This window comes from Rhizobium altiplani, from assembly GCF_001542405.1.
Lineage (GTDB): Bacteria > Pseudomonadota > Alphaproteobacteria > Rhizobiales > Rhizobiaceae > Rhizobium > Rhizobium altiplani.
On record NZ_LNCD01000043.1, the window covers coordinates 1 to 4630 of the forward strand.

At 58.8% G+C, this 4630-nt stretch carries 4 protein-coding genes and 1 pseudogene; all 5 read right to left on the minus strand.

Annotated features, from left to right (window positions below; translation table 11 throughout):
- Positions 1-185, minus strand: a pseudogene (locus AS026_RS09515) (hypothetical protein); the annotation flags it as partial.
- Positions 186-214: 29 nt separating this feature from the next.
- Positions 215-730 carry an LBP/BPI/CETP family protein gene (locus AS026_RS09520; protein ID WP_062369541.1) on the minus strand — a complete coding sequence of 172 codons (516 nt, stop codon included), beginning with the start codon at positions 728-730 and terminating at the stop codon, positions 215-217.
- A gap of 81 nt (positions 731-811) precedes the next feature.
- Positions 812-1843, minus strand: coding sequence for a heparin lyase I family protein (locus AS026_RS09525; RefSeq protein WP_245307409.1), 1032 nt, complete (start codon positions 1841-1843; stop codon positions 812-814).
- 18 nt (positions 1844-1861) lie between these two features.
- Entirely contained in the window at positions 1862-2959 is a 1098-nt protein-coding gene (locus AS026_RS09530; protein ID WP_062369543.1) for an endonuclease/exonuclease/phosphatase family protein, read from the minus strand.
- An 81-nt stretch (positions 2960-3040) separates the two neighbouring features.
- Positions 3041-4630: Dyp-type peroxidase (locus tag AS026_RS09535; RefSeq protein ID WP_425349778.1), on the minus strand; the 1590-nt coding region annotated here is incomplete at its 5' end.

Genomic DNA, 4630 nt, shown 5'->3' on the forward strand with positions numbered 1-4630 from the left:
ATGAAGTACACGGCATTCAGTTTGAGAGGAATATAGTCGCCGATCAACGGGAGCTTGCCGGTATAGCTCGTGGGCGCGCGTGCGATCCATAGGGCTAGAACAAGACCCGCCAGAGTAATGAGGGCAAGCCGGACGACTGGATCCTTTAGGAACGTTCCGGCATCTCCCGCAGATGTTTCGCTCATTTACCGTTCCCCTCTTGCTGTCGCACGTGCTACTCGCACAATTTCTTGGCCTCGTTGGACAGGCCATCGCCAAGTGATTGAGAAATCTGCTCGCCAAGCGCCTTCACGACGTCGCCGAATGTCCCACCAGCGGAAAGAAGCTTGATGTCTCGGCGGCTCACCACGCAGGTGGTGAGGTTCATTTCCGCGTCGAAACTAAGTCGGGCCGAGACGTTACCTTTCAGGGCCGCAGCGTCCGATGTGCGGCAAGTCAGTGAACCTATGGCTCTTGCTGTCGCAAGATCCCCTTTCACGTCGACGGCGAATTCTTCGATTTCGACTTTCTCGAATTTGTCCACACCGATGCTGAACAGCCCAGTCTTTACCTTTAGCGACTGGCAAGGCTGGGCTTTCTCTATCGCATTCTCGAGGGCGTTTCCGGCCTCCGCAGACGACGATAGGGCCAGCAACACGGAAGTGACGAGAAAAACTCGCCAGAGTCCGGATGGTCCAGGCGATACAGGTTTGTTCGGTGTGGCCATAGCCGTCAGCCCTCGCGGGTTCATGCTAACTCTCCTTCCATCGATCCGTGGATATGCTTTTGTTCTTGGCGCATGGCCCACGGCCCTGCGCCAGTTCGTCGTCGGTCAGGGCGGCGCGAGCGTACCGTCTGGATCGACATCCTCCTTCCGCTCGCTGCGGATGAAGTGATCGAGGCGCGTTACCGTTTCGAACTCGGCGTGGTTGCGATATGAGCCGAATTTGAAATATTCGCGCTCCTTCGCGAGAAAGGGCTTAAAGCCGATAACGCCCTCGGTTTTGGAGATCTTTTTCCCGTCAGCCCAGATTTCAATCAGACCTGTTTTGTCGGAGACCAGACGCAGGTGATAAACCATCGTCGTCCATTTGCCGAACGGATCGGGTAGCGAATTATAGCGGGTGACCGACAACCCTTGCGCACAGCCGGTCAGGCCCGGGAGCGACAACGGGGCTGCTCCATGGGCGAGATCCTCGGCGTCATGGCCGACCGACAGCATCTGGTTTTTCATCAACGAGAAGAGTTGCGCCGGCTTGACGAGCGTATGTGCATTGCCGAATCCGGGTTCGACCGGCGCGGTCTCCTGCGAGGCGATGAAAACGCGGCAAAGGACGTTCTTCGGGTCACGGTTCGGATCGGCGTTATCCTGTTCGATGGAGACGGTGAAAGCTCGGCCGTTGAAACGCTGGGCAAGGATAGGAGCGTCTTGCGGGGAGTTTGTTTGTTTCCATTGTCCGATCACAAATCGTCCTGTGGTCGGCGTGATGCTTGCATCGACGAACATGTCGAAACGGTACCAAATGTCGGTGCCCATCGGCGCCAGAACCTTCTCCGCTTCCCACAGTTCCGAGCGTTCGCTGCCATCGCGATCGTAGGTGCCGTCTTCACGCGCGCATCCTTTGGGATGCCAGGCAAAGGCCAGCACATTATTTTGCGGCAGCGCCCTGACGATCTGTGTTGCCGCTGACCTTGCCTCATCCGGGATTTTGCCGAAGGAGAACCTGTTTTCGTCCCGACCGCATGAAAACCAGTTGTCGGACACGCTCGTGGCATCGAACTCGTCTCGGACGGTCGGCGACGCCGCATTCGCATTCGGAGCGCCCGCAATCAGCATGACGGCCAGCGCATAACTCAGTTGCATTTTCAATGGCCGGTCCTCCTAGTTCATCTTGATGGCTAGACTGCTGGGGCAGTGATCGGAGAGGCGCACCTTGTCGCCCGGCGTCGGGTTGGGCCAGGGAAATTGCTTTTCCGATTCCGGCACGATCATGGCTGCGGCCCGGGTGCCGTAGAGGAAGAACTCGATGGGAAGAATGTTATAGTCGTCGGGGTTGGCGATGCCGGATGGGTTCGGCTGGCGGAATTCGCGCCAACATGTCGACATGTTTTCATAGGGCTGCCGGAAGAGTTGAGCATCCGACCGCGGATCCCTGTCGTGACCGGTCTTGTCGGCGCTATAGCCGCTCAGTGCAATCCAAACTTCATCGGGGATCGCACCCGGCTGCGCGTCGAGGCGGCGATTAAAGTCACCGACAATCATCCACGCTTCACCCGCGGTTTCGCGCGCCTCGATCCATTTGCGAAGCGGATACATCTGCTGTCCCAAGGTATCGCATGCCCGGCTGGCTGGCTGTCCAGTTGCCGGATCAGTGTTCCAGAGTTTGAAACTGATAAAGTCGTCGAAGCAGCCACTCTTGAGATGAACATCAAGCACCCGCACCGTCGAGCCGCCCGGTGATTGGATCGTGACGTCCAGGCCCCACCGGATCCGGCGGATCGTTCCGTTGTCGTCAAAGGTGACATCGAGCGGTTTATAATCTGCCGCAGAAATGATCTTCAGCTGTGAGTTCGGCCGCAAGGCCACTGCCGGGTATTGAACGCGCGTCGCAGTCGTCGGCTTGACAGCGGTCATGCCATTCTTGGTACAAACTGGAGCGATATTCTGGCCCTCGGCTTCCGCAAATTGGCCACTGATGCAATGCTCCCAACCTTCGGCCACTGGAAAAACCGCGTCCAGCGCAGACGGGCTTGTGACCTCTTGTAGAAACAGGACATCTGCGGATACAGCGTCACGCCAGTGTCTGAGGTCGGCGTAATCCTGCTGCGTGCGGATATGATCATCGGGAAAAACGGTCTTGGGGTCGCCGGGGTAGACCAGCGTTTGAATGTTCCAGTTGCCGAGTGTGAAATCCGCCGCCACGGCCTGGATCGGCGCGGCCATTCCGAAAAGCGCTACACATATCAAACGTCCCAGCATTTTTCCCTCCGAGATCTTGGTCATTCACGCGGCATGTCGCCATCCACATCTGCAAGGTGCACGTCGTCGGACGCTTTGCCCTCAGTCTTTCGTGCTCAGCAACGACCGTTCTTCATTGAGCTTGTCTTCGCGCGGGGGCGGCATTTCAGCGTCGGGTCCTTGCTCAATGCGGGCGAGGAACCGAACGGCACTCCTGCTTGGCATGAACAGGTAGGCTCCACCGCGCACCCGCACGAAATCCTTTATCCCCGTCAGGTTCAGCGGGCCGCGCGCCGATGGGATCGTCAGCCGCCCCATGCCGCCCCCACGACCGGTGATCGGATCGACTTCGTTTTCCAATCCGTGGAACTGCCAGGCTGTGGCCCAGGTCTGCTGAACGAATTCGAATTGACGTTCGATGTCGGCGTTGAGGCACATGAAAAGGAGACCGGGCTTTTGCTCCTCCGGATCGCTACCGCCAACTGCGTCGAAGCCTCGTCCAACGCGCAGGATGCGATGACGATTGACGATCGAAAGCTCATCCTTTGAGCCCGGCGCCAGACTGTCGCGTGGATTGGATCGGCGAATGTGGGCCCCCAAGGGACAACGCGCGCCGAGTGGATCCTCGGCCCCAGGAAGGAAATCGTTGTCAGGGCGAAACGTTTCGCCATGCTGTTTCCCCGTTGCCGGACCATTCGGATACCGCACCAGCGAGGAACCGTCCTTCCAGCGACCGACCATCTTCGCACCGATCCATTCCGGCAACAGCTGCGGTTCGAGCTGATCCGGGATTGCCGGATGGCCGGCATAGCGGGCGGCCGCATCATTCACGTAATCGTTGAAGACATCGACATACTGTGCGAGCTGACGGATCACCAGGAACGTGCCGTTTCGTCCGAGGTCACGGGCGGCAGTCGCGCTGCTCATTTCGAAATCCGGCTGATAAGTGCCGCGGGAGTGCTTCGGATCGGCGAGCGGCAAAAGATTGTCGTGGTCCATCGCGGCCGGCACCTGCGGCGATGGCGGGAAGAAGCCGCGCGTGTCGGGATAACCAAGCAAGAATTCTCCCGGCTCAACGGCATGAATGGCGTCCGACTGGCGCATCCAGCGCCGCGTACCCTTTATGATCGGTTGTGATATGCCGTCGGCGAAGCCAAAGGGCTCTCTGACCATTTGCGCTGCCGTTTCGCCCGGTCTCGGCTGCGGCAACGGTGTCGGTGTCACCTGATGCAGCACCTTTCCTCCGGCGGCATCGATGCCCGAGCTCAACTCGCTGGCATATGAGACAAGAGTGGTTTGTGAATCTGCGTAAAGCAGCAGCGTCGCGTCGATTGCTTTTTCCGGCCCGCCCCACAGCCATGTGCCGGCTTTGTCATCGCCGGTATCGGCAAGCAGGTTGGCCCGGCCGGGCGAACCCATCCCCAAGCGGAATGCGGTCGGGAAGGAGTCCCCGACATCGGAAGGCAGGCCCAAGCGTTTCAAGCCATCCGCCGTCAGCGCGAAAATCAACACCTTGTCGGCCGGGGGTTGATCTCCGAAGGTGATCTGGTCCTCGATCGATTCTAGCCAGGCGCATGCCTGTTTGGGGTCGTCGGAAAATTTGATCGCAAGACATCTCGCATAAGGGTGTTTGCTCAAGCCGCCGTATAGCAGCGTCTGGACCTCGAAGGTTTCAATCAACGTCGCCGGCCT